This window comes from Ferrimicrobium acidiphilum DSM 19497, assembly GCF_000949255.1.
GTDB classification, from domain to species: Bacteria; Actinomycetota; Acidimicrobiia; order Acidimicrobiales; family Acidimicrobiaceae; genus Ferrimicrobium; species Ferrimicrobium acidiphilum.
Genome location: NZ_JXUW01000038.1, coordinates 1 through 26,615 on the forward strand (window position 1 = coordinate 1; position 26,615 = coordinate 26,615).

Consider the following 26,615-nt stretch of genomic DNA (forward strand, 5'->3'; position numbering starts at 1 on the left):
CGATGTAGGCGATCGAACCTCCGTTTTGGAAGTAGCCATAGACAGAGAGCGGGAGCATGTAGCCGTTGACAAAGCCACCGTAGAGCTCTTCGAACTGGGTCCAGCTGGTTACTAGACGGGGTTTGGTCCCCTCAGGGTCGGAGGGATCGTCGGTCGGTGCAACCTCGGTAAAGCCAACGAAGGCGGCTATAGCGGTTGCAGCCGCACTAAGGCTCTTTTGAGAGGATGGAACCTCTTCAACATAGACCCCAGGAGCGGTATAAGTAGGCATGGTAGTAGAACTCCTCTCATCGGCAACAGTCTCAACGGCAACAGCACACGTGGTCACCGATAGCTAACCCTTGTTGTGAGGAGCTATGCGATTACCCACCCAAAGCCGGAAGACCCACCAGAGGAGGAGATCCCCTAGATGTATTAACCCCCTATAAAGGGATGACCCCCTAAATGAAAACCCCGGCCAGTTCTGGATTATATCTCAAGATAAGGGGAGTGTCAAGCGATTTAGAGGAGGTGTATTGATGGTGGGGGGATGGCTTCGATCTCGAGAAAGGCTAGGAGATGATATCGCCGTCATCTGGACGTGGCAGGCATTTGGTTGCGATAGGGGTACGCCAACAGGCCTCATCCTTCAGGAGTGGAAGGATAATCAGAGAATGTATAAAGGCCAGTTGCTTACCGAGCCAACGTCTAGGCGAACCAGTGAATCCGCAGTGAGGTTGAGCTGGAGTTCGAACGCGATAGCGGTGAAAGAAGATCGCAAAATCACGTTAGCGAGGCCTGCTCCGGAGCCGGAGGCTCTCCTAACTACTCACGAATCAGCGACGACCTCACTTACGAACAGATCAGAGAACAACACCAGTCGTACCTGGAAAGGTAATCTCGACGACTCCTCCATAGGCACAGAGACAGGTGGAGCCGGCAACTAGGGCCGGTTGACCCCCAATGAGCGTGGTGGATACGGGAATCCATGGACTAAGCACAGGGACACACGGCATCGGCGTCATAACACCGAGCTTGGCGGCTGTCGCTGCTGCGACCTCTGGGTTTGAGAGTGTCGAACACATATCGAAAGTAGGAATGTTATCAATCATCGAGTTCATGATGGTGGCCGCCGGCCGCCCCTCGATGGTCACTCCGGTCACTGGAGGTATCTGAATCACCGCTGGGGCGAGTCCGAAGCTACACATGCAGGTAGCCTCGCTCACTACCGGAGGACTTGCCATCGTGTCCGCCTCCCCTTTCTACCTACCTCTTGGCCCGATCGTTCCGCTACTGATGGAGATCCATCAAAGACCTAGAACGACTCCGCTCCTTACACTAGCAGAACGAGTGCGCTAGCGAAAGCGGACAGTGAACATGTTTGATCAGTCAGTGGGAGTCTCTATCATCCCGAAGTAGGGTCCAAACTCCGACTCAACACAGAGTCGGCCAAGCTTCTCGAGTTCACGCTGGGTGGCGCGCACAATCGAAGACATGGCAATCCGGCCATCACCGCCGTAGGCGTCAAAGGCGCTGGTGGTGCATATGTTGTGAATGGCGCCTCCGGTGAGTCGGAATGAGCGGGCCATAAACTCCAAATCGACATCATCATCCCTCGGAAAGCTCGCAGGGAGATAGCGCTGCCAGAGGGCGAGTCGCTGAGCGGCGTTAGGCATCGGGAAGTCGACCACCACATCGATGCGACGGACAAAGGCTGAATCCATATTCGCACGTAGGTTTGTCGCCAAGATCGCGAGTCCGTCGAAGGCCTCAATTCGTTGCAGCAGATAGGCTACCTCGATATTGGCATAACGATCATGGGCATCGCCGCCTTCGGATCGCTTTCCAAACAGAGCATCGGCCTCGTCGAAGAAGAGAACCCCGTTCACGCCTATGGCTTGCGTAAAGATCGCTTCTAGGTTCTTCTCGGTCTCCCCCACATACTTGTCGACTACTGTAGCCAGGTTGACAGTGTAGAGATCCAGCCCCAACTCGTGTGCGATTACCTCAGCCGCCAACGTCTTGCCAGTTCCAGACTCACCAAAGAAGAGGGCTACCACCCCCGCACCTCTCCCACCACCTGGCCTCATCCCCCACTCGTCGATGACGACGTGCCGGTAGCGTGCTCGTTGCGAAATGCTGCGAAGTCTGGACTTGACTGCAGTGGGCACGACTAGATCATCCCAGTCGGCAAAGGGATGAACTCGCCTCGTGAGACGCTCGAGCCCGGAGCTGTTCTGCAGTCGTGCTCCATCGATAAGATCGCTCGGGCGCAGCGAACGACCGAACGCAGCGGCCTGAGCGCGCCCATAGGCAACCGCGCGTGCAAGCTCTTCAGGGCGAAGTGTGAATTGTTCAAACATCTCCTCGTGGCCATCCGAGAGAGGGTCGGATCGATCGAACTTCGCGAGCTCGCCGAGCAGCTGACGACGTGCCAACTGATCCAAGATCGGTGCCTGAAACAGATGCGGGGGTCTACTCGACCAGCGTGGATCCCAGCTAACATTCCCGACCAGAACTACGGGTTGATCAGCGTTGGCAAGTAGCCGCACTCCTCCAGGTTCGTTCATGACAAGCCGATCGATGGGCCCAATCAACAGACCGGCACCTCTCATTCGTGCAGTTCGCAGCGATCTTTTCACTATGTCGACTAGGTCAGCATCAGCACCAAGATGGTCAAGCTCCACCGAGAGGATGGGCATCTCCAGGTGGGCAAAGCCAGCCGCTCCCAACGCCCTCGCGACCGATCCCGGTCGATCTATCAGGTAGACCAACCCTGTTCCGCGGCTTAACATTGCGGCGACTCTATCGGCATCGTCGGCAGACACGGCCGTGGTAATCGCCGAGATAATCTCCTCGCTAGACAGAGGCAGCGATGCATCCAGGCTCGACCCACCGAGCAGAAAATCAACGACGTCGGTATCGACCCGAAGATCGCGATGCAAGAACGGTGCATCTCGATTCTCAATCGTGATAAGCCCACTCCTGAGCAACGGTGACTCCTCCATCAGGTACTGACGCGCCAGAGGATCCTCGTCGTCGGCACCACAGAGCTCGAGTGCAAGTCCAATCGAGGCTCGTCGGTGGCTAACGTCGTCATTGATGTAGGCGAATAGGCGCTCGTAGTTGCGGGTGATGTCCGGCGCTGCGGCGATCACGAGCAGAAAACAGTCGACGGCGCTTAGACCAAAGCGGGACATCAACGCAGTGATCCTGCCTCTTGGGCTCCACTTGAACCGCTCACAGAGGTCAGGAACAACCGGAACGAGGTCGTCGAACTCAAATAGCTCTACCTCTACCCATCCGAGAGAAGATTGGCCGTCGGCCCCAAGAGCACGATCAACATCCTCCTCTGAGAGGTACAGCCCTCGGAAAGCATCTCCAGGATCGCTGCCCGCCTGCTTCCGCTCGCCCACCAATACGGCTAACCGCTGGTCAAGCAGCGCTATCAGGGTCTCGAGCTCAGCACCACCTTCAGTGTCCACAGGCCCCCACCCTATCTGCCGTCACTCGACGGCCGGCTGTCCAGACGAGATCCGCTACAGCGTATCGAGTCTCTCCTTACGTCCAACTTGGCTCTGTCCAACTTGGCTCTGTCCAACTTGGCTCTGTCCAACTTGGCTCTGTCCAACTTGGCTCTGTCCAACTTGGCTCTGTCCAACTTGGCTCTGTCCAACTTGGCTCTGTCCAACTTGGCTCTGTCCGATGCCAGCTGATCGTTCAACCACTCCTCCACGATGAGCATGGGCGAGCCTGGTCGGAGCGCAGCGAGGCATGCATGGTCGGAGTTCCAAGAGGCTCGCTAGACAGAGGCAACGCACACAACAATCAGGATCGTAGCCCTCTACCAGTCGCTAGAGCTTCGAACCCTTAGCAGATCGATGCAAAGGACCGGTTACCGACTCGAGAACACAGACGACAGATCTGTCACCCGCCGACCAACTGCCGACTGACGGGAGCATATAGGTGAAGAACAGCTTCGACTTCTGATAAGGAATGCCAACAAACTGTGCGAACTTATCCAAGCACAGACCGTTTGCCTGCGCATCTAGAGTCTGTGTGGTCGGATAGCTCGAAGAGGAGCCAGAGAGTTTGGCAATACCAAAGACCTGCTGAGTGTGCGCCAGATTACAGCTAACCACGGTGATCGAGGTGAGATCGGCCTGGATCTTGGTCGGGGGGACCAGACAATCACCAACGGCGAGCTTAAAGACCGAAACCGCCTGCGACTGGTTGGAGGACGTGAGCCCACAGCCGGAGGTCAATACGGCGAAGATAGTACAGCAAATTACCACGGCCAGACGAGACCGCCACCTCGAAGTTTTAACTCCCCTGACACCCATGTTCCAGATTCTAGCTCTAAGCCACTCGCTCCGACCGAACCTCTGAAGTATCTCAATGCCATCAAGGTTGACCGACCAGTCTGGGGTGTACTTCGTTACCCGCTGTCAAGGCCAAGAGACACGCAATGACGATCCAGGAGGAGGTGAATAAGGCTCAATGCCCTCGAATCCAGACAATGTATTCACGATTACAAAGACCATCGTTCAAGTCCTGGAGCGGTCAACAGTTTATGGATATTAAGGTTCATGAACTACGCAGTTTCTCCACTTCAATTATCTGAAACTTGTGCTAGAATCGTGTGGCCAAGAACGTGATCTAGACGCTGGGGTGTCGTGTGTTGCCGAGAAGTTCTGGGCTGTGTGCCGCAATCGTGAGGGGGAGATCATGATTCACCATATCGATGCCGCTGTGGAGTCCTTCGTACGACAGGTCGTAGGAGTCTCCGAGCACGTCGCTGATGTCGTCTGTGGCGCTCCATCATCCTTCTCGGAGGCTGGGTTGGCACGCCCAACCTTTGTGATCTACCTTTGGGATATATCCCAAAACTGGCAGCTCAATCGTGGTGGGTTTGAGGATGCAGTCGGTAGTGCGAGACCAGCTAGACGTCCACCCTCGCCAATTCTCAACTTTCGCTACTTCGTCACCGTGGTAGCTGGTGAGCTACGTGACGAACACGAGCTCCTCGGACGGTTGCTGACAACGATCCTCCTCAACGACAAGCTGCCAAAGGCTATCCTGCCGGAACCACTCCAGGGTCTGCGCATCGGGCTCGAACTTAGCAGTCAGGAGGAGGCGTATCCGACTAGCTCATGGGAGCCGGGCAAGAGCAGGCTTGGGTTGAGCTTCTGTCTGTTGGTGCCTGCAGAGATAGGGAGTTGGTTGGAGCGTGGTGCTCCTATCGAGTCGGTCTCGGTCACAACGGGTCTACATGGTATAGACAGGCCGAGTAGTGATGCGGCACCTAGTCCAGAGCCCGAGGACGCGCGGCCGCTTCGACGTCGTCGCGATGGCTCAGCCCTTGTTATGGAGGGAAAACCACAGCCTCCAAGAGAGTCAAAATGACCGCCAAGCCGACGCTTCGCTGTCGAGTTGTCGAGTCAGTCGATCGCCTTACCCCAGGTGAATCGGCCACCGTCGGCCTGGAGATCACGAACGCCAGCCCGGTCATTGACGCTATTCGCGTACACGTTGAGGGGCCAGAGGCGCTCCACTGGTCGGTTGAGCCCGATCTGATCGCTCTCTTCCCTGACGACAGCGGCTCGGTGCGGATCGAGCTCACCCCAGGAGCGGGCGTCAGGGCTGGCGAGCTCGATCTCCACATGGTGATCGTCTCCACAAGCGATGCTACGACTATAGAGAGGATCCCTCTCTCAGTTCAGGTCATGCCTGTCGCAGCGATCGAGCTTCTCGCGCAACCCACAAGGCTCACCAAACGCGCCAAGGGCAGTTTTGCAATCACGTGTACAAACCGCGGGAATTCGAGTCTAGAGATAGACCTAGGTGCGAAGGAGGCGAGTCACGCGCTGCGCGTCTCTTGCAACCCACCGACGATGACGCTCGACCCAGACGAGAGCAGCGTAGCCACCATAAACGTGCGCGCCAAGCGCAAGTTCTTCGGCAACGAGCTCGCCTACCCCATCGATTTTATCTCCACCTCGCCTGAGACACAGACAAAGACACAGGTCACCTTCGTCCAACGGCCTATGATCCCTCGAGGTGCGCGAACACTGCTCATCCTCGGAGCCATCGTGGCGGCCTGGGCGATCATTGTCGTGCTCGCGTTGACACACGCACTTGGGACGACGCCGCTCTCTAAGGTGGTGCCAGCGTCGTTTTATGCATCCTCTGCTGCTAAAGGAAAGACGGTCGCTCCTGCTGGCGCGGTGCCAAAGAGCGGCGTCGCGATCGGTATCGGAGGAACCCTAACTGGGACCGTCGATGCGACCAGCACCAAACAGGGAGTCGGCCGGTTGACGGTGCAGGCGTTCTCCGTTGATGGATCCAACGTACATCTTGTCGCCTCGGCTGCGACTGCGTCGAACGGAGGTTGGTCGATTCCGGGCCTTGCACCTGGCAAGTACGCACTGAGTGTATCGGCGACTGGGTTCCGGACCACCTGGTATCCGGATACGACCTCGTTCGCCTCCGCCAAGCTGATCGATGTGCAGTCGCTGCGCACTATCGGTAATCTACGCCTAAGCGCTCAAGGGCTCCCTGGCTCGATCACGGGGACGGTTGACACCGGAGAGAGCCCATCTCCGACGGTGACGGTGACGGTGCTGCCGGAGAACGGTGGCGTCGTTAGCAAAACCGCAGCTCCTTTGGCCACCACGACTACCAACTCCAGCGGCGGCTACACACTCGCCAACCTCCCGACACCAGGAACGTATGACTTGAGCTTCTCCTCCTCTGGCTTCACCGTGGGACAATCGGTCGACGTACTGTCCGGCGGTGCCCACTACTCCGCCAACACCGTTGTACTCGTCGCAGCCCAAGGCACCATCACCGGTACCGTCTCTGCGGCCGGACAACCCCTAGGAGGGGTCACGGTCACTGCTACTGGCTCCGGCACCAAGATAACTACCGCAACACCGACGAGTGGACCTATCGGATCGTACCTACTCGCCAACCTCCCGACGCCAGGAACGTATGCGATCACCTTCTCAGCACCTGGCTATGAGGCAAAGACGCTCGATGTTACCCTCGCTACCAACGCAACAGCCTCGAACATAGACGCAACCCTCGCCCCATCAACGAGCACCATCGTCGGCAGCGTTAATAGCTCCACAGGTAGTGGGCTAGCAGGTGCCACCGTCACGCTTACCGACGGATCGACGACGGTGACTACAGTGAGTGCCTCCTCACCGGCGGGGAGCTTCGAGCTCCCAGAGGTCTCGCCGGGCACCTATTCGATCACCGCGACGCTAAATGGCTATCTGTCCAACACCGTACAGGTGACGGTGGTAGCAGGAAAGACGGTTACCGCTCCCACGATCGTGCTTAGCTCATCATCGCAGGCAGGCTGAGATGCGCATCGTTCTAACACCGACTCGCCAGAGCATCGAACCAGGCCGCGAGGCCGTCTTCTCGCTCACAGTTACCAATACCGCGAGCGTGATCGCAAGTCATCAGATCAAGGTTTTGGGTCTCGATCCCTCCTGGGTCAGGATCGACGATGAGGTTATCTCACTTTTTCCAGATGACACCGGCTCTACTACGATCCACCTCACACTGCCATTGGGTGTTCCATCTGGTACTCGCCAGTTCGTAATTGAGGTCGAGTCACTCACGCCGCCGATCGAGAATGAACAGGTACGCGGCGAGCTCGTCATCCCAGAGCGATCCGCTATGCGACTCTCGCTCGACCCTCCGAGTACGACTGCGCCAAAGGAGGCGCGTATTGGAGTTGTGCTCCTCAATAATGGCACCTCCGAGATCGACGCGAGACTCCAGGGTCACGATGATCCAGAGGAGGTCGCCTTCAGCTTCGAACCGGAGGTGATAAACCTACAACCTGGCGAACAGTTCCTAGCAACCGGCCGCCTACGAGCAAAGCGGCCATGGTTCGGGAGCCCAAAGGTTCGAAGCTACCAGATCAGTACCTCAGTTCGGGAACAGGTTGTCAGCACTCAAGGTTCGTGGGTGCAGAGTCCCCGGCTTAGTCGCGGTGTACTCGCGCTGCTTGGCTTGGTAATAGCGGGCACCATCTTCGCAGCGGTAATCGCCGGTTCCCTCTCCCAGGTCGTGGACCGGTCAAACGCCAACAGTCAGCTCGCGCTCCAAGTCGCGCAGGCTTCACAGAACAAAGCGATCGCCGGTACCGCCTCGATCTCAGGATCTGTCAAACTCGCCACTACCCAGGCACCGGTCAGCGGGGTCACCGTCGACCTCTATCAGACATCAAACCTCTCCTCTCCCGCCGCGTCGGTAGCGACCAACGCTAACGGCAGCTACAGTTTTGCATCGTTAGCCGCCGGCTCCTATGATCTTTCATTCACCGGGGCAGGCTTCTCTCAGCTCTGGTACCCAGACAGCACCACCAGCGCCAACGGCCAGAAGGTCGTGGTCGCCAACGGCCAGAAGCGCACAGGAATCAACATCTCCATCGGCGCCCTACCGGTAACGGTCTCGGGGGGCGTGACTGGCCTCTCCCCAGCGGGTGCCGAACTAGCTCTCCAACTCCCGGCGGCGAACCCCCTTGCATCGGTCTCGACCGGATCCAACAGCGGCGCTACCGCAGTCGCAAACGGCATCATCGTCGCCAAGACGACACTGACCGCCTCTGGCAGCTTCTCCTTCACCAATATTCCCTCTCCAGAGACCTACCAGCTAGTACTCACCAAGAATGGAGATGCACCAGTCGTCCAGACGGTCACGCTGGCGAGTGGACAGAGCCAGTCTGGAATCAGCCTGGTGCTAACGCCAGGTAACGGGGTGATCTCTGGCACCGTTGAGGGTCCGTCAGGTCCAATCGGTGGCGCTACCATCGCAGCAACCGTGGGTACCGCCACTAGTTCGACGGTCTCGCTCACAACAGCTCCAAAACTAGGAGACTTCACGCTCACCGATCTCTCCACCCCTGCAGACGTCAGCCTTCAGGTCACAGCTCCCGGATATGCAGCCCAGACCTTGAGTGTCACCCTTGCGCCAAGTCAACAGGTCTCGGGCATACTGGTCACCCTCCAACCAGGCGTCGGATCCATCAGCGGAGTCGTAACCACCCCGGCAAACACACCAGCTGGAGGCGTGACGGTCACGACCAACTTTGGATCGAAAACCTTGACCACGGTCACTGCAAGCACCGGCAAGGTGGGCTCGTTTACGATCGCAAACCTCTCTGTTCCTGGGACGTACACGGTAACCTTTAGCCGACCCGACCTCTTAAGTCAGACGGTCATCGTAGACCTCTCCAGTGGCACCCCAAATGCGACCGGAGTGAACACCTCTATGGTGACTAACTCCTCCTCAGTCTCGGGGGTCGTCACCCAGACCTCTGGTGGTGGTATCGCTAATGCGACCGTGGAGCTCGTCTCCGGTGCCGCGACCTACTCCGTCCAGACTGCGTCCTCTCCAACGCCAGGTGCGTACCTACTCGCCGGGGTGAAGCCGGGAACGTACACGCTCAACTTCACCCGGGTTGGAGGGCTGCCGGTCTCCACTATCGTGACCCTCACCGCGGGTGAGAGTCTGACCAAAAACCAGCAGCTCTCTCCAGCGGCAGCCATCACCGGACAGGTTGTGCATGCTAGCTCAGGACAGCCCATCAACGGTGCTGTGATCGACCTGTATCTCTCCGCGCAGTACGCCCCAGGGGCGACCCCACTCGCGACCGCCACTACCGACTCCAATGGTAACTTCACGCTTTCGAACCTTGAGGCTCCGCAGTCCTACCTGGTCACCATCGCATACCCGCCAGGTAGTGCTCCAGCCACCTCCTACAACGTAACCACACAAGCTGGAGTGACGGTCTGCGCGGTCAACGGCTCCACCACTACAACTTCGTGTCAAATTCAACTACAGGTGAACGGATGAACTCAGCAACACCACTCTTTAACCTCTCTGTTGAGGATGTGCTCCTCGCTCCGGGTGAGGCTACTCCGGTTCGGGTACAACTCCAGAACGACATCGACGAGCAACTCCTGCTGCGGCTTGAGCTTTGGGGACTCGAGAGCGGCTGGTATCAACTCCCGGGCCCAGACCTCGCCCTAGAGGCAAAGAGCACCGTCGAACTCGACGTTGTCATCACAATTCCGAGGAGCTATCCTGCAGCCACGCTCCCGGTAACGCTTCGCGCCTCGTCCGTGGGCTCGACAACCGGTTCACGCTATGCCACCTTCTCGGTTACCGTCGGCGACGCTCGTTCAATGTCGGCGCGCCTCGATCCATCCGAGATAGAGGGGCGTCACGCCGGCGCTTTTCGAGTGATCCTGCGCAATCGCGGCCTACAGCCAGAGCACTACACCCTCTCGGCGACCACCACCTCAAACGGCATGCGAGTACACTTCGATGACCCTAAACCGCTGATCCTTGCTGGACAGGAAGGCTCGGTGACCGGCAGAGTCGTGACAAGACGGAGGCTTACCGGCTCCGTCCAGCGTCACCCGTTCGCAATCGTGGCCCACGGTAGAACTCGTCCGGTCGAACTCACCGCTGCCTTTGTCTCGCATCCGATGCTCGGATCTAGAACCTCCAAGGTTGCGGTACTCCTCGCGGTACTCCTCGTCTGGGGTGCACTCGCTTCTATCGGGATTAGCGCCTTCGACAGCAGTCTGCATCGTAGGGCTGTCGCCGCACAGACTGTACCCAATCCAACTACACGAGCTACGACAACAGCGGCGAAAAGGAACGCATCCCAAAAGGGTTCCTCACCGTCGTCGTCAACGTCACCGTCGTCGTCAACGTCAACAAAATCGCCTGCTGGTGCCAACACCCAGACCGTCACCTTGGTGGGCACCGTTGGAGGTTCCTCGCCAGGAGGTGTACAGGTCACCGCCACCCCAGAAACCGCAACTCCACCGGCAACTGCCGCGAATACCTCTAGCCACTCCCCGAGCTCAAATGCGGGCGTGATCTACGCCAACACCTCAAGTGCCAGCTTCAATGCCGCCGCTAACACCCAACTCGGCCCCCAAGTCACCACCTACACAGCCCCTGACGGGGCCTTCGTACTGGCTGGGCTCAAAGCAGGTGTCAGTTACCTGGTCACCTTCTCGAAGCCTGGCTTCACCACCCATAAAGTCCTGCTACCATCGCCTCGAAGTGGCCAACGCATCAGTCTCAGCGTCACCCTTGTCCCAGGGACTGGCACGCTCAGCGGAGCCGTCCTAGGACCGAACGGCCCACTAGGCAACGCTAAAGTTACGGTCTCAAATGGTCTTCTCAACTTTGTGACCCATACCACCTCCACCGGCTCAGGGATCGGAGACTGGACGGTCTCCCAGCTATCAACCCCAGGCAGCTATCTTGTCCAGGTCTCGGCTGCTGGTTACGGCACCCAGGTCACCACCGTTACCCTTGGTCCGTCCGCATCTAAGTCGAATGTCAACACCCATCTGAGCGCTAACGTCGGCTCCATTACCGGTGTCATCAGCTCGGCAACGACGGACCAACCACTCGGTGGTGCGAAGGTCACGGCGACCGACGGCGTCCAGACGGTTAGTGCTACCTCATTTACCGTCGGCAAGGTGGGGGCGTACGCGCTGCCCAACTTGACGATACCAGCTCATTGGATACTCACCATCGGCGGCTCCGGCTACCAGACCCAAACCGAGGATATCAACCTCAACGGAAACACAACCGTCAACACCGTCCTCTCGCAGTCAGGGGGGAACCTAACTGGCACTATCACGCTACCGTCAACGACCAAAACCAATGCGACGACGACGATAGGGCTCGTACTCTCTGGTGGTACGCAGGTTTACAAGACGTTGAGTACCTCACGTGCGCCAGGGTCATCGACGGTTCAGTACCAGTTCCCCCAGGTGCTACCGGGGGTCTACACACTCACTGCTGAGGGTTATGGATTTACCACCACCTCCACTAACGTGACGCTGACAGCAGGAGCTACGACGACATCGAACCTTTCCCTGTCCCTCGCGCCCGCTGGTGGTATCAACGATGCCACTATCACCGGAACAGTGAACGGAGCGGTCGGCGGCGCCCTCCCCTCAGTACCTATCGAGCTCAACGGTACCCAGGTCACCACCACCAACGCAAATGGCACCTACACCATTCACAACGTAGCTCCGGGAGTTGCCAACATCACCGCTGTTGGCACCAAGGTCACCACCAACAGCTCGAATGGCTACACCACCCAGTCCCAACAGGTCGATGTTTCATCAGGCGGCACTATAACCGCGCCAACTATAGTTCTCGGCGAGCTCTCGTCGATCTCTGGGCAGTTTCTTGACGCGCTCAACAATGAGCCGATTGGTCAGGCGAATGTGCCCGGCTGCACGGTAACGGCTGCCTCGGTGCAGCTCACACAGAACTCGAAGGTGATCGCTTCCGCGTCAGCGACCAGTACTGATGACTACAGCTTCACCGGAGTTGCACCCGGCAACTACATCCTCAAAGCCTCAGCTACCTGCTTTGAGTCGACACAGATCGCCGTCGACATAACCAACGGGCAAAACCTCACCCAACAGCTCGAACTCAGTACTACTCCAACCTATTCGGTGCTCGTAGAGGAGCTCATCAGCTCAGCTAATGGTTCTGCCCTGCCAGAACCGATCGCGAACGCCTGTGTCACCCTGTCTCCGAAGGGTAGCTCCAGCGGATCAATCTACGGGCAGACTGGATCCAACGGGGTCGCGAGCTTTGCCAACTTAACGCTAGGAACCACCTATTCGGTAGAGATCGCACAGTACGCAAATTCTCCTTCGTCATGCACTAGCCTCTCGGGCACCCCTATTGCCACTCAAGCAACCTCGTTCACCGCCGAACCCAACGGTTCGACCAACTCGATCTTCTTAACACCTCAGTTTCAGAGCTTCCAGATAGGCCTCAGCTTTCCGTTCATCGACACCACCGAGAGCGGATCGGTAATAGATTGCAGCATCGGATCCACGAACAGCTCTCCGTGCCCTACGGTGACAAACTCTATATCTGTAACGCTGTCGGGAATCAACGGCTACCAGGCGTCCTCGCTCGCTGGACAACTACAGCGGACTAGTATCGCTGCTACCGTCACCAAATCGAGTAGTGGCACAGAAGTTTGGAGCTTTCCAGCCAGCGACCTCGCCGGCCTGATCAGCACCTCCGCGGTACTGCATGTGACAGCCCCTGGATTCGAGGCATTCTCACAGCAAATCACGATCCCAGCAGCTGGAGGATCTAGCTCCACATCGATAAGTGAACTCCTCACCCCAACACCGGTCAGCGTCAGCGTCAACGCTCCTTCAGGTTTGTCGACCTTAGCGGTCCAGCCCAGCACGATCACCCCCGATGCGACGACAAATACGCTCTCTTCAACGACCTCGATCGCTATCAATACGAACAATGACACAACCTACAACTGGGCAGATCCAGCGACTGGACACTCAAGCGGCTATGCAGAACCTGGGATCTACCAGGTCTCAGGTTCTGGCACCGGTATCGAGCTAGTGCCAGAGACGGTGACCGTTGGGCTATGCACCAGCACCAACGACTGTAATCAAACGCTCGACCTCACTAACACAACACTCACTCTCGCTCCAGCGAACCTCCCTCCACTCTCGGCCAACTCTGCCTCAGCGACGCTACTCTGTGGCACTGGGTCACAGCTAGGAAGCCCCATTAGTTTCACCTCATCGAGTGGATCAGTACCGAGTGGATCAGTCGAGTTCGCTGGCCTTACGACATCCTCAAGCTCCCCAACCGTCACCACCTTCGGCTGTTCGAGTGGATCGTACCTGTACCAGATCACACTCGATGGAGTGCTTACATACCAGGCTGTGAACACAGTCACGACCTCGTCGACACGCACGCCAAAGCTCACCTACATCGAGGGGGCACTCGAGGGATCACCGTATGCCAACGCACCAACAAGCCCGATCCCTAACACTTCGATCTATATATGCAAATCTACTACCACTGGGACTTGCTCTTCTTTGACGAAGATCGCGAGTGGAACTAGTTCAGCCAACGGCGAGTTCGTCATTCCATCGGAGGCGACAAATCCCCTTTCGGCCACCGAATACACGATTGGGATCTCGTCGAGCGCAGGGTATGAGCAACCAACAACATCCACGATTACACCCGGCAGTCCAACTACCATTGACCTGGTAGCTACTCCGGTAACTCAGGCTTTGACAGTCACCACTGGAACAAATCCAGCCTCGGTTACTGTCACCCCTATAACGACATCTGGTCCTTCGGTTGCCGCGCAGATCGTCACGAGTAGCTGCTCATCGCAAACATGTACCGCGAGTTTCAGTTTCGACCTGGCACCAACAAAGTGGACTTTCGCAATCACCGCAACCGGCTACACCAGCTCCTATCTGGGCCCTCTCTCCTACGAGGTGGGCAGCGCACCTGGTGTACTCTCGGCAACGCTTACCCAAGACACATCAACGGTCGGGGGAACGGTCTACGTCTCCGCCACCGCGACCAGTCCCTCATCTACCCCGATCGCTGGACTGACACTCACCCTGTCGGCCACCTCAACCAACAGCACTTTCACATCCGAGACCGCCATTACCGGCCCAGATGGCAGCTACCAATTCTCTGATCCGGTCCCGGCAGGGAGCTATCAGATCACCGTCGCTTCTAGTTCTGGCTATCTTGAACAGACTCCGGTGTCCTTTGCTACCAATTTCCCGAATCCGACCGTGGACAACTTCACTGTATACGCATCAGCAGAAGCGCTCAATGTCACCATCAACTCACCAACCGGGGTGAGTAGCTCTGACCTAGTTGGGGCGACCGTAACCTTGACGGCCGACACCGCAGCGACTACGCAAATCTCCTGCTCATCGGGACACGAGCTGCTTGCGACCCCACCCGCGGCTGTCGAAAGCGCCCAGGCTGCGCAGATAACCACCAGTAATGGCAAACCCTCGTACGTAGCCTCATTCGCTAGTGTTCCCCCTGACGTCTACACCATCAACGTCACCAACACCGGCATGCCTGCTCAGCCGACACCACTCCCAACGGTCGACCTCTGCCCCGACGAAGCAAGCCCCAGCACCACCACTGTGACGGTCGAGCAAGGGGAGGTAACCGGGACAGTCACAGTAACGTTTGCATCAGGCACCACCTCGGTTACAGCAACCATCCAGGCATCGGTATCCTCGACCGCAGGTCCGGAGACAACTTGCACAGCCAGTAGTAGCACCAGCAAAACCGCTACCTGCAGCTACAAACTCTATTACCTCACCAGCGGCGTGCAATATACTATTAGTGCCAGTGCCAGTGCCAGTGGATATACGTCAACCCCGACCTCACCATCGACATCGCCAGCTACCTTTACACCATTATCATCATCAACGTCAGCCGAGAGTCAGGATTTCAGTCTTTCGCCCTAGCCCTAGGCTCAATACCGTTCAGTTACGGATTCCTCTGTGGTAAAGTGTATCTATGCCACGTTCTGGTTGGGTAAAGCCTCCCACTGATCGTCGATTATCCGATCTCGTCTCAATTGGTCTGCTCACGAGGGTGTTCCCTCCAGAGGTTGTCGATGCGGCGATCGATGATGCTGGCCGGAGGGAGATTCGTAACCGGGTTCTGCCTGCCCGAGTGATGGTCTACTTTGCCATTGGCATGGCGATGTATTCAGAGGGCTCCTATGAGGATGTCTTCTCCCAGCTCTCCGATGGCCTGTCATGGTCCAAGGGTTGGACTGAGTCGTTAAAGCCCCCGTCAAAGTCTGCACTCTTTCAAGCTCGACTCCGGTTGGGTGCAGAACCAGTGCGTAATCTCTTCACCAAGGTTGTACGCCCTTTAGCTACCCCAGATACTCCTGGATCCTGGTTCGCGACAAGGCGCGTGATGGCGATCGATGGCACGTGTTTAGATATTGCCGATACCGAGGCCAATGAGGCTCACTTTGGTCGTCCTCCCTCGAGCCGAGGAGATCGCTCTGCCTTCCCTCAGGCACGCATGGTGGCTCTGGCCGAGTGTGGAACCCATGCGATCGTCGATGCCGTCATCGGCCCCTGTACCAGCTCTGAGGTTGAATTCGCGCGAGAACTCATCAGCCGTCTTTCCCCGGGGATGTTAGTGTTAGCTGATCGGGGCCTCTATGGATTCAACCTGTGGGAGCAAGCTACCAGTACCGGTGCTGATCTGCTCTTTCGAGTTAAGTCCACCCTGTCCCCGCATCATGAACAGACCTTATCCGATGGCTCTTGGATCGCCTCCATTCGGCCTACCTCTGGGACGGATCGTGGCGGGAGAGATCCCCACAGGGTACGTGTCATTGACTACACCATCGATGGGGACGGTCAATACCGGCTAATTACCACCTTGTTGGATCCCGTCATCGCACCGGCCAAAGAGTTGGCCAAGCTCTATTCAGAACGCTGGGAGATAGAGACTACCTTTGACGAATTAAAGACCCACCAGCGAGGAGCGAGAGAGGTCTTGCGTTCAAAGTCTCCAGAACTCATCTACCAAGAGATCTGGGGACACCTTTGCTGTCACTACGCCATCAGGGTCCTCATGGCTGATACCGCAAGACATAGCGGACATGACCCAGATCGAATCTCCTTTGTCGCTGCTTTACGTATCGCCCGGTACTCTGTCGCAAAGGGCAATTTTTCCCCCGGTAGGAACAGCTGAAGCTGAACTTATCTGGGTCTTTGCCATGGACACCCTCGCGAAGCGTCTCAACCCGCCGCGTCGATTGAGCTCGAACCCTCGAGTAGTCAAGCGCAAGGTCCTCAAGTGGGCAGGCAAACGCCTGCATCATCACCACTGGCCTCAACCTGAGCATCCGCCGCAGATCTGTGTGCTAGTGCTTAACTGAACGGTATTGGGGCTAGCCAAATCTGACAGCACCTCATGTCCCGCCCCATTCCTCTGCATCCGCCCAGAAGCCATCGACATCTTCCCGGTTCTTCACATACGCATCACGATCCGCTCGCAGCAGCGCGTCGTGCACCGCATCGGCAACGCCCTGGCGCGCCGCCGCAGAGACATTGATGCCGAGCTCGAGAGCGCGCGATGCCAGCCACTTGTCTAACGTGAACGTAGCACGGGTTGAAGCCACCCTAGGTCTCAGTATCAGTGTGTGCGCGGATTGAAAAATAATTCAATGAGGGCGAGAAGGCTGAGATGTTGAGATGGCTACCTACGATGAAACGGTGGAGAACAAAACAACCCAAGAGGTGACGGTCCCACCCAAAGCAACGAGACGAGTACTCTCCCCGAGTTACAAGGCGAGGATCTTAAAAGAGTACGACTCCTGCCCCCAGGGACAAAAGGGTGAGCTCTTGCGACGAGAGGGACTCTTCTCGTCGCAGATTACCGAGTGGAGACGGGTGATTGACCAACAGAGTGCAAAGGCACTCTCGCGCAAACGTGGACCAAAGACCAATCCAGAGAGAGCTCGGCTAAGAGAGCTCGAACGTGAGAATGAGAGACTTCGCCTGGAGCTGGCCAAATCACGAAAGGTAATTGAAGTCCAGGGAAAATTATCGGCACTGCTAGAAGAGCTCTCGCAAGGGAGTGCCGAGGATCTACGAGAGCCAACGCCGCCATTGTCAAAGGAGTAGATGAACTAAGGGAGACCATTGGTCTAGAGAATGCCTGTGATTGTCTTGGTATTGCGCGTTCAAGCTATTACTACCTGGTAGATCCCCCGGTGAGAGAACCAAAGCCAAGAAAGCCGAGCCCAAGGCGTCTAAGTGATGCCGAGCGCGCCCACATCTTGGAGGTGTGTCACTCGGAGCGTTTCTGTGACTCCTCGGTTCGAGAGATCTATGCCACGCTCCTCGATGAGGGTATCTATCTCGCCTCGGTGGCCACCATCTATAGGATCTTGGCAGAAGTGGGTGAGACAAGAGAGCGACGACGCCAAGCAACCCATCCCACCCGGGTAAAGCCAGAGCTCCTAGCGACGGGACCAGGCCAGGTTTGGAGTTGGGACATAAGCAAGCTCAAGGGTCCCTCCAAGGGGATCTACTGGCAGCTCTATGTGATCTTAGACATCTACTCTCGGGGGATTATGAACTGGAGGATCGAGGATCACGAGAGTGCTGAGCTCGCCAGAGAGCTCATGGATGAGGCGATCACCAAAGAAGGCGTCGATCCGAACCAGTTGACGATTCATGCCGATAATGGAGCCTCGATGGCTTCACACAGTGTCGCGGAGTTCCTTGCCACCCTCGGGGTGAGAAAGACCCACTCACGCCCCCATACCTCTAATGACAACCCCTACTCAGAAGCCCAGTTCAAAACCTTGAAGTACCGAGGAGACTTCCCTGAACGTTTTGAAACCATCGAAGAGGCGAGGACCTTCTTTGCAAAGTTCTTCAGCTGGTACCAGTACGAGCACCACCATTCAGGCATTGCACTCATGACCCCAGCTGATGTCCATGAGGGATACGCCGAAGCGATCACCGAACGAAGAGCCGAGGTTCTCAGAGGCGCCTATCAAAACCACCCCGAACGCTTTGTAAACAAGGTTCCAACCCCACCCACTCTCAACACCGAGGTCTGGATCAACCGACCAACTGAAGAGGAGATGAAAGAGAGTCCTTAGCCGGCCGGAAGTTAACGTTTTGGATATTAAACTGATGAGTACTTCGTACATATTCTGTAGAGACCTTCCGCCATAAGAAAATGCTAGCATTAGCTGATTACACAAGATGCTAGTCACTGCTATAGGATCAGATGTCTCACTTGTCTCTTCAACACGATCGACAGCGACAAGTAAGCCGAGGCTACCGTCTGGTCCATCGCATCGCTGGGCTCTGATTGCAAAGAGCACTATCTGCGCGCGGTCTAGTGCACCCAAGGGATCCCCCTATGGTCGCAGGAAGCCACTCTGGAAACGTCCTGTCGCTATAAAATACTCTGTTATCCTTGCTAGCCTCATAGGTAACCGAAATGGCTAAGTTCTTACCAATTCGAGAGAATGTTTACACCAGCTCCTCGGCAACTACTGGCTTTGCACCGCTGGCAGGTTACATTGACTAGACGTTGAGGGCTTCCTTAAGCCACAAGTAGCAGCGCAACGAAAGAGCGAGACGTAGATTTACAAACCAACCTTGGCAAGCGCCGAACCCTGTTCGAAGACTGTCATAGGGTCGACCACTCCTGAGAAGTACAGTGCACCAGGTTCGATACGCTCAATCGTGAGTTAGTCCTTGAGAATGCTCTCTCCGTTGTCAAGGACATTGGGGCCAATGCGGAACAGGGAAGCACCTGGAACGGTGTTGGGAACTGGAGCCATAACTACCTAGACATGTATGATTGGCACAACGACGATTCCGAAGTTACCGACGCCTATCCTGGACCGATAAGCTCTGGCAATACCTTCACCCTCTATTGGTCCAATTACGGGGATACTGATGCGGCTGAGACATGACAGGGCTGGAACTCGGACACCTGGGGCCATTTAACGCTACGGATAGGTGAGGACGATCGATGAACACGAAGCGACTTCTACAACCACAAATCTTGATCGCTATCCTTCTTTTGCTGCTTCTGGTGGGCGTCGTGATCTTTGCGAATAGGTCATCTGATGGACCCAACAGTGGCACAGAGTCGATTGAGGTATGGGGTATTGTTCTGAACCAGAAGGGGACGTGTGCACAAGTTCCGCCTGTATTTAGTAACTCCGGTACGCTCTGCACTCATGCTCTCGTTCTTGGAAGGAAAGGAGAGTGTGTCATCTTCACCTTAAACAATTTCTCCCCTCACTTCGCCGATCCAAAGGCCGCTAAAATGTCAGTCTGTAAAAGCCACGGGCTTCATGCGTTGTCTTAGTCGCATCCAATAGTACTGCTGCTGGGGAAGCTGCAATTCGATGCATGTTCGAAGGTGATTACGTTAGCCTCTTACGGATGAGCCTCTAAACGCTCATTTACACTGCTAACATAGAGGTATGCTGCTCAGATTCGAGGTTTCCAATCACCGGTCGATCCTGGAGCCCGTCGAGCTGTCCATGGTCGCCGTCGACGAGGGCAGACCCTCGGTCCGGGCATTCAACCTGCTTGCTGAGCGAGTGCTGGCAGTGGCCGGCGTCTATGGACCGAATGCTTCCGGCAAGTCGAACGTTATCGAGGCGCTCGCCTGGCTTTCGATGGCCGCAGCCCGATCGTTGCGAGCTTGGGATCAGTTCATCCCTCGCGACCCGTTCAAGTTCGGCGAGGGACCGCACTCGTCGTCGGTGTACGCAGTGGAGATGGTCATCGACGGCGTGCGGTACGCGTATCGGCTTGAGGTGGACGACACCGAGGTGCTGTTCGAGGGCTTGTACAGCTATCCGGAGCGTCGTAGACGTGTGCTCTTCGAGCGAGAAGGATCCGACATCCACTTCCGGCGGGGCCTCGGTGCGTTATCTGGAACGAGGGAGCTGCTGACCGGGACCACGCTGGCGCTCTCGGCGGCCATGCGCTTCGACGAGCCCGAGGTGCAGCACTTCGCACGCTCACTTGCTGGAATCAGGGTCCTCGGCTTACGCCGTCGGGCGCCGTCACGGCGGCCGTTCGGAACGGGCATGCCCGGGGTGTCTGAGACTGGGCGCCTGTTCGACGGCCAAGGCACCTCAATGCAGTCCTCCATCTTCGACGATACAGACTTCGTTCAGCCATCGCCGCGCGAGTCCGCCTTGGCTCTGCTCCGGTTCGCCGATCTCGGGATCGACGACGTGCAGATCGTGGACGACGACCTTAACCATGGCCAAGTCACGCCTCAGGCACGACGAGAGCCACGGAGGCAGCTGAGGCTCATCCATCGCGTCTCGGGACAGGAGCTGTCCTTTGATCTCGAGGAGGAGTCGGCGGGCACCCAGACCTGGTTCGCGCTCATCGGGCCGACGTTGGACGCTCTTCGAAATGGCCGAATCCTCCTCTTCGACGAGATCGATGCGAGCCTTCACCCCCGACTGTCGGCGCGCCTGCTCGAGCTGTTCCAGGATCCCGAAACGAACCCCCACGGCGCCCAACTCATCTTCACCACGCACGACACGAGCCTTCTCAACTACCTGAACCGAGACGAAGTCTGGCTGACCGAGAAGAACCAAAGCGGTGCCACCACCTTGACCGCGTTGGCGGAGTACGGCGGCGACAAGGTACGAAAGTCACTAAACCTGGAGCGAGCCTACCTCCAGGGAAGGTTCGGTGCAGTCCCCGAGCTCGACCAGTTCACGCTGCGCCGAGCGCTCGGTCTGGTCTCGAGCGATGTGTAATGACCGCGAACCGTCGGAGGGATCGAGAGCGGCCGCTCAAACGTCGGGTTGCGGTCCGCCAGCCACGAAAGACGATTCTGATCTTCTGCGAAGGGGAGCGAACCGAGCCGGAGTACCTTGACGCCTTGAAGCGTCAACCATGGGTGCGTGACTTTGCGGCGGTAGATCTTCGGGTAAAGACTGGGCACGGGGGAGGGTCTGTACCCTCGTCTCGCTGGCGGCTGATGCACGCCGGAAGGCTCTCGATGAAGAAGGTGAGATCGACGAGTTCTGGTGCGTGTTCGACGTCGAGTGGCCACAAAACCATCCCCACTTGCGAGATGCCATCGAGCAGGCGCGACAGGGTGGCATCGAGCTTGCGATCTCCAATCCGTGCTTCGAGCTCTGGCTCATCCTTCACTTCCAGGATCACGGTTCCTGGCTGAACAACAATACTGCACGCCGCCTCCGTCAGAAGCTCGACCGATCAGATAACAAGGGAATCGATGCGGCTATCTACATGCCACTCGTTCGTGATGCGGCAAGACGGGCCGAAGAGCTCGATGAACGGCACCGCCTTCCCCCGCGACAATCCATCCTCTGGAATGCATCGGCTCCTCGCGACCATCAAGCATCGTCGCGCCACGTGATCGGCTAGGTCAGTCGCCTCATTGATCGAGACCCGCCATCGATGCCACACTATCGGTGCGGGACAAGGATGAGCAGGGCAGCGCCATGGCGGCTGCATCATGGCATCCACCCCAGATTCAGGCTTTTCCAGATCTTCGGAAATTAGCGGCAATCACTGACCAGTATTAGATACACCAAGTACTGCTCAGGGGAACTGCACAAGAGATAATCGACCATTTCATGGGTTGAAGGTACAGGGACCTGTCGACGGTGAAGGAGAGGCGGGATCTTGTCAGAGCCGGTTGATCATCGAGAAGCAGATCTGCCTACGAGGCATGGACTCCGTGCGTCAGAGGAACAAGTGAATAACCCCGGGTTTCTTGGGACAAGAGAGACCAGTCATGGTTTCCAGCCGTCAAGAGCACACGGGCACAAACATGCGCAAAGTTCGCTACTCCAACGGCGAAGTGCTTGATCCGCTTTATGAGGCTGTTCATCGATTCACTAAGCCCATTGTCACGAATGCGCTATGCCGGGCCAAGATCTCATCATGCCAGGCATGCAGTGTTCTCTCGAGAAGATGCGCCTCTCCCCGTCGCCCCTCTTCGGCGAAGTCACAGATGAGAATGGAGTGGTGAACACTACGTGGTCCACCTCAACCGAGAGAGGGTCGAGCGGAGTGGAGATGAGACAAGCGTTCATATTCCAAAGGTTGCACGTGCGGGGAGCCACGTCATTACAAAGGTCGCAGGCTTTCCAGGAGCACACGTTTCGCTGACACCCTAGCCACCTTGGGGGCCTTGTTGGGTTTTCCTGCGAGTTCACAGGGTTCAAACATGCCCTTACCTGGTGGGCCCGGTGGGATTCGAACCCACGACAAAGGGATTATGAGTCCTCAGGAGATCTGTCACTTGGGTTAGGAGGTCCACACACGGAAGATCCAACCGGCCATAGAGGCTACGGTGGGTCACTATCGGAACAGACAAGGCTATCTGCTCGTGACGACGGACCTCATTCACCGTAGCTCCCAGAACTGGTGTCATACTCTTCTGGTGCGCAACCTAATGAGCAACCAGAATGAGGATGATGAGCACCAAAATTGCCGAACTCGATAAGCCGACCACCAAGGGCCAGATGGGCCGAGGTTCTGGTTCTGGCTCGGGTATCGGTTCTGGTTCTGGCTCGGGTATCGGTTCTGGCTCGGGTATCGGTTCTGGCAATCGTGGTAGTGGGCGCAGATCTGCGCCACATCTGATACAGATACGTCGCGCCAATACGTTAGGCTCCGAACACTGCGGACAGGCTATAGTTGCGATCGCCTCCCGACCTCCCGCTCCCGGAAGACGTCTCAATCCATACGCCTGCGTCATGTCATCGCCAGCAGATGAGCGCGACGCCTGTGTCCAGAACAATGGGTAGTCACAGCTGCGGCAGAAGGCCTCGGCATCTCGTGTCAACTCATCAAAAAAGCTCTCAGTACCACAGCTCGGGCAGGTAACAGAAACACTCATCTTCGCTCTCCGTCCTTCCCATAGCTAGAGTCCAGCACTTCCCGGGAGCAACTCGGGCCCCAACCATTACTCCGAGAGGATCCTGCTCCAGGTGGCCGCACTGCCATACACTCGGCGCCATACGTTCTCGCATCTAACTCCACTATCGACGTATGGACCATCGGACTCCTCCGCCCCAGGACTTGCGATAGACCTGAGGCATTCAATTGATCGCCACCGAGGCACCCACGATCGTCATCGCTCCGGAGCTCTGGACCTGCACAGTTGAACCCTTCAAAGTGGTAGCAGCGTCTGCCTGCAACGACAGCGCACTGCTCGCATCCACCGAGATGGTAGCCGCCTTGAGCTCGAGGGAGGTTTGAGCCTGGATCGATATAGATTGAGCCTTCATAGTGATTGCACCGCTAGCGGCGACACTGATGGTCGAGTTGCCAGCGATGACGTCGACCGGTGTGTTGCTCGGGACCTGTAGGGTCAGTTTGTCCTTGCCGAGATGGATCAGATTTTGGCCACCACTCAAAGCGAGCTCGATCGCTTGGTTGGCAGAGCTCGTACCATCGAGAAACCTAAAGTAGTGACCAAGTCGTGACTGTAGCTGTCGACTCTGAACTTGGCCATTGTCGATGTCTGGAGTCGGTATTACTGACTTTGAACCATAGAGTCCACCGATTACGACCGGGAGTCTGGTGTCTCCTCCCTCGAAGGCGACCAAAACCTCGTCGTTGACTTCCGGGACAAAGACCGAACCTCGGTTGTTGCCTCCACCAATACCGGTCAGTCGCGCCCATGCACTCTCATCCTTCGAGGAGAGGCCAGGGAAGCGAACCTTCACACGGCCCTGTTTGTTCGGATCGTTGATATTGGTAACCAGTCCTACGATCAACCCCGGATGTGAGACTACCGACCCATGATTTTCAGATCCACGCCCTCCTAGACCCATCGCCGGCGACCGGCGACGATCTCCACACCGAAAGCGAAGTAACGACCCTCGATGGGGACGGTAGCTAAAGTCAATGCTCGTAACTGGATACTTGCCGTTCAGGGGACCAGCGCCCCCCACCTCCACAATATCTGTCAGTGCAAGAGCGACGGTGCCGTCGGCTACTCCCCATGCCTCCACCGAAGAGGCAGCCTGGCGATCCAGCAGGACCTGACTCAGGGTTGCTGCCTCTTCCTGTGTGTTCGCACCTATTGATGAGGTGACGATCGAGGCATCGCCAAAAGCGGTGCCCGGGCTCTCCACCAGCTTCGCCAACGGAGATGTCGACAACACAGCAGTGGACGCACTCGATGCCGTGCCGGTCACCACCTCCTGCTCATCACGATTCCAACCATCGACTACCACCTTATCCGCGTGGTAACCCGTCGCTCGTGCCGAAAACGACCGCAACGTCTTACCGAGCGTCAGTTGAATGGTCCGAACACTCGCGGGAGGAGCGAAATGTAAATCCGACCCCTCCACCCACCAATCACAACCAGTACGAGCGGCGAGCTCATCAAGGAGTCCGAGATTGGTGTCGACCTGCATCAGATAGTCGATGGTCGGAAGGCTTCCTGACACCGAAGGCGTCAGTCCAGCTGCCTGTGCGAGAGACGTAACGACATCATTGACACCCATACTCAGATAGGTGCCGACGTTGGACATCCTAGCGAGCCGGTGGCTCTGGTCGTGTGCGACTACGATCAACTCCGGCTGCTCGCCCTCTCGCTGTTCACAGCCGACCTCGGTAACTTCCCCAGTCAACAGCGGGCTCGATGCTCCCGGAACCGTGAGACTCACCTGCATCCCAAGCGCTACCGTATTCTTCGACAACAAAGAGTAGCCAGGATCTGCGAAACGAAGCACCAACCGTGCGGGCCGAGAGAGGACAAGCTCTGCATGAACCTCCAAGAGAGCACCCTGCCAACTGCTCGCTAGCGCGCTACCCGCGAGACTAATCGTGGGGCTCAACGTAACCGACATCGCTAGAAACGCTCCGGAATCGCGAGCAGGGTACCAGGCTTCACCGCAAGCGGATCCTCGATGCCATTGGCCTGTGCAATCACTCGCCAACTAGTGGCATCTCCTAGATGTGCCGCAGCAATTCTGTCGAGAGTCTCACCAGGTTGGACTCGGTGGACTCGGTGAGGTCTGGGAGTTCCAGAGGTCGGATTCTGTGGACCAAAGGCCATGTCCTCTTCATATTGTGCGAGGACTAGCGCTGCCCTGGCTCTTAGCGGCGTACCCGTAGACGAGAAGTATTCAAACGCCAGATCCACCGAGGCAACCACCGCCTTGAATGAGTGGAAATCTCCCCAGTTGAAGACGACCCACTGCGGCCTTGCATTGTTCGTACTCGCAGTGGTGCCAGGCAGCTTAGAGTCGACCTCAAGTAGCCCAACGAGTTTAGAGGTGTAGGTAGTCACTGCAGATCCTGTATCTGTGGTGTCGAAAAATAGGGTCAAGCGCAGGATACCAGTCCCGGATCCGGTGTAGCGAAGCGTCGGAGTCGCTCCACCAGGCATCGGATCGCCACTCCAATTGTTACGCAGCTGCAGAAGAAGCTCGGCAGGGTTGAACAGGCAAGGTATCCGCTCATTGCCCTCGGTCTGGAGAAAAGCCTTCGAGTCAGAAGGACTCATCGAAGTACCTCTCCTTCGTGATCAGGCTGGGGGAGTGTCATCGACAACCTCACCGCCATAGCTTTAGATACCTCACAACCCCCAAAACCACTCCCCCAGCCTCATCGATGTAGCCACGGGGGAGGAGGAATTCGTATTGGGTCTTCACTGGTGGTCTTACTTCTTTCGCTCGAGCTTCTCGTACTGGAGGGTGATCGTCTCTACTGCGACGTCGTTGGCGGAGGCCTCTAGGCTGGCGAACTCGATCTTGGAGGGCCAGGCATCGTAGAAGTTCCAACGTGCGGTCTCGGTGAGAGCGGAGTCATAGACTACTACAGAGCCGTGACGACGAGGCTTGGTACGGGTGGTGGCGGTCATGCCCTTGGTGCGTAGGTCGTTGAACCACTTCCAGATGTCGTCGTTGGCAGAATCAAGAGGAGCGATCCGCTTCATGGTGAGTTCACCATTCCACTTTGGCTTACTCATCACTTTGTGTTGGACGAGCTGACCCTTCTGGGTGCGCTCGTTGAAGTCAGCGACCTCGATCTCTACGTTTAGACCATCAACGCTGGTGACGTTGGTGACGAATGCACTGTCGATCTCGATGTAGAAGTTGGTCGTCGTTAACGGGTCGTTCTTTAACAGGTTGAACTGTGCCATATGGGTACTCTCCTAGTCCTTTGGTTAGCTGGCTACTTGCTTTTGTTGGCTAATACGGAAGATGACGAACTCAT

General features: G+C 57.0%; 19 protein-coding genes and 1 pseudogene. 10 read left to right on the top strand and 10 right to left on the bottom strand.

The features are described 5' to 3' along the window. From FEAC_RS12905 to FEAC_RS12925, 5 genes and pseudogenes are all read right to left on the bottom strand, one after another. A pseudogene (locus FEAC_RS12905) lies at nucleotides 1–271 on the bottom strand (phage tail sheath family protein); the annotation flags it as partial. A gap of 571 nt (nucleotides 272–842) precedes the next feature. Next, nucleotides 843–1,223, bottom strand: coding sequence for a DUF4280 domain-containing protein (locus FEAC_RS12910; protein WP_035390801.1), 381 nt, complete (start codon nucleotides 1,221–1,223; stop codon nucleotides 843–845). Between the two features lie 141 nt (nucleotides 1,224–1,364). Beyond that, nucleotides 1,365–3,464 carry an ATP-binding protein gene (locus FEAC_RS12915; RefSeq protein WP_035390803.1) on the bottom strand — a complete coding sequence of 700 codons (2,100 nt, stop codon included), beginning with the start codon at nucleotides 3,462–3,464 and terminating at the stop codon, nucleotides 1,365–1,367. A gap of 11 nt (nucleotides 3,465–3,475) precedes the next feature. Beyond that, on the bottom strand, nucleotides 3,476–3,724 hold the full coding sequence (locus tag FEAC_RS16495; protein WP_082055661.1) for a pentapeptide repeat-containing protein: 249 nt from the start codon (nucleotides 3,722–3,724) through the stop codon (nucleotides 3,476–3,478). A 109-nt stretch (nucleotides 3,725–3,833) separates the two neighbouring features. Then, on the bottom strand, nucleotides 3,834–4,322 hold the full coding sequence (locus FEAC_RS12925) for a septum formation family protein (protein ID WP_081901198.1): 489 nt from the start codon (nucleotides 4,320–4,322) through the stop codon (nucleotides 3,834–3,836). Between the two features lie 385 nt (nucleotides 4,323–4,707). On the opposite strand from FEAC_RS12925, the gene FEAC_RS12930 reads away from it, so the two are divergent. The 5 genes from FEAC_RS12930 to FEAC_RS12950 are packed head-to-tail and all read left to right on the top strand — an operon-like array spanning nucleotide 4,708 to nucleotide 16,584. Beyond that, on the top strand, nucleotides 4,708–5,385 hold the full coding sequence (locus FEAC_RS12930) for a Pvc16 family protein (protein WP_052566415.1): 678 nt from the start codon (nucleotides 4,708–4,710) through the stop codon (nucleotides 5,383–5,385). After that, entirely contained in the window at nucleotides 5,382–7,349 is a 1,968-nt protein-coding gene (locus FEAC_RS12935) for a carboxypeptidase-like regulatory domain-containing protein (RefSeq protein WP_052566417.1), read from the top strand. The genes FEAC_RS12930 and FEAC_RS12935 overlap by 4 nt, the downstream gene beginning before the upstream one ends. Nucleotide 7,350: 1 nt before the next feature. Beyond that, nucleotides 7,351–9,855, top strand: coding sequence for a carboxypeptidase-like regulatory domain-containing protein (locus FEAC_RS12940; RefSeq protein WP_035390810.1), 2,505 nt, complete (start codon nucleotides 7,351–7,353; stop codon nucleotides 9,853–9,855). Beyond that, a complete protein-coding gene (locus tag FEAC_RS12945; protein ID WP_035390811.1) occupies nucleotides 9,852–15,329 on the top strand; it encodes a carboxypeptidase regulatory-like domain-containing protein in 5,478 nt (1,825 codons plus the stop codon). The genes FEAC_RS12940 and FEAC_RS12945 overlap by 4 nt, the downstream gene beginning before the upstream one ends. Before the next feature lie 52 nt (nucleotides 15,330–15,381). Further along, on the top strand, nucleotides 15,382–16,584 hold the full coding sequence (locus tag FEAC_RS12950; protein ID WP_035390812.1) for an IS4 family transposase: 1,203 nt from the start codon (nucleotides 15,382–15,384) through the stop codon (nucleotides 16,582–16,584). Nucleotides 16,585–16,804: 220 nt separating this feature from the next. On the opposite strand, the gene FEAC_RS12955 is transcribed toward FEAC_RS12950, so the two are convergent. Beyond that, complete coding sequence (locus FEAC_RS12955; protein ID WP_035390813.1) at nucleotides 16,805–17,014, bottom strand: hypothetical protein; 210 nt, start codon at nucleotides 17,012–17,014, stop codon at nucleotides 16,805–16,807. 73 nt (nucleotides 17,015–17,087) lie between these two features. On the opposite strand from FEAC_RS12955, the gene FEAC_RS15825 reads away from it, so the two are divergent. The 3 genes from FEAC_RS15825 (at nucleotide 17,088) to FEAC_RS12975 (ending at nucleotide 21,160) form a co-directional block, all read left to right on the top strand. Continuing rightward, nucleotides 17,088–17,519, top strand: a complete 432-nt coding sequence (locus FEAC_RS15825) for a hypothetical protein (RefSeq protein ID WP_052566420.1) — start codon at nucleotides 17,088–17,090, stop codon at nucleotides 17,517–17,519. Then, nucleotides 17,504–18,508, top strand: a complete 1,005-nt coding sequence (locus FEAC_RS14885; protein ID WP_052566424.1) for an IS3 family transposase — start codon at nucleotides 17,504–17,506, stop codon at nucleotides 18,506–18,508. Before FEAC_RS15825 ends, FEAC_RS14885 begins: the two co-directional genes overlap by 16 nt. Before the next feature lie 1,347 nt (nucleotides 18,509–19,855). After that, nucleotides 19,856–21,160, top strand: coding sequence for an AAA family ATPase (locus tag FEAC_RS12975; RefSeq protein WP_035390818.1), 1,305 nt, complete (start codon nucleotides 19,856–19,858; stop codon nucleotides 21,158–21,160). Between the two features lie 133 nt (nucleotides 21,161–21,293). Here FEAC_RS12975 and FEAC_RS16595 read toward each other — a convergent pair whose 3' ends face one another. Further along, complete coding sequence (locus FEAC_RS16595; RefSeq protein WP_236684661.1) at nucleotides 21,294–21,473, bottom strand: hypothetical protein; 180 nt, start codon at nucleotides 21,471–21,473, stop codon at nucleotides 21,294–21,296. On the opposite strand from FEAC_RS16595, the gene FEAC_RS14890 reads away from it, so the two are divergent. Both FEAC_RS14890 and FEAC_RS15695 read left to right on the top strand, forming a co-directional pair. Beyond that, nucleotides 21,420–21,797 (top strand): RloB family protein, encoded by a 378-nt coding sequence (locus FEAC_RS14890; RefSeq protein WP_236684662.1) that lies wholly within the window; start codon nucleotides 21,420–21,422, stop codon nucleotides 21,795–21,797. The two genes, FEAC_RS16595 and FEAC_RS14890, sit on opposite strands and share 54 nt — an antisense overlap. A gap of 1,049 nt (nucleotides 21,798–22,846) precedes the next feature. Continuing rightward, nucleotides 22,847–23,188, top strand: a complete 342-nt coding sequence (locus tag FEAC_RS15695) for a hypothetical protein (protein ID WP_052566428.1) — start codon at nucleotides 22,847–22,849, stop codon at nucleotides 23,186–23,188. A 294-nt stretch (nucleotides 23,189–23,482) separates the two neighbouring features. On the opposite strand, the gene FEAC_RS12995 is transcribed toward FEAC_RS15695, so the two are convergent. The 3 genes from FEAC_RS12995 to FEAC_RS13005 form a co-directional block, all read right to left on the bottom strand. Continuing rightward, the gene (locus tag FEAC_RS12995; RefSeq protein WP_035390830.1) at nucleotides 23,483–25,243 is read right to left on the bottom strand and encodes a phage baseplate assembly protein V; all 1,761 of its coding nucleotides are present in this window, start codon (nucleotides 25,241–25,243) and stop codon (nucleotides 23,483–23,485) included. Between the two features lie 2 nt (nucleotides 25,244–25,245). Then, nucleotides 25,246–25,902 carry a CIS tube protein gene (locus FEAC_RS13000; RefSeq protein ID WP_035390832.1) on the bottom strand — a complete coding sequence of 219 codons (657 nt, stop codon included), beginning with the start codon at nucleotides 25,900–25,902 and terminating at the stop codon, nucleotides 25,246–25,248. Between the two features lie 156 nt (nucleotides 25,903–26,058). Beyond that, nucleotides 26,059–26,541, bottom strand: a complete 483-nt coding sequence (locus tag FEAC_RS13005) for a phage tail protein (protein ID WP_035390800.1) — start codon at nucleotides 26,539–26,541, stop codon at nucleotides 26,059–26,061. Between the last annotated feature and the right edge of the window lie 74 nt (nucleotides 26,542–26,615).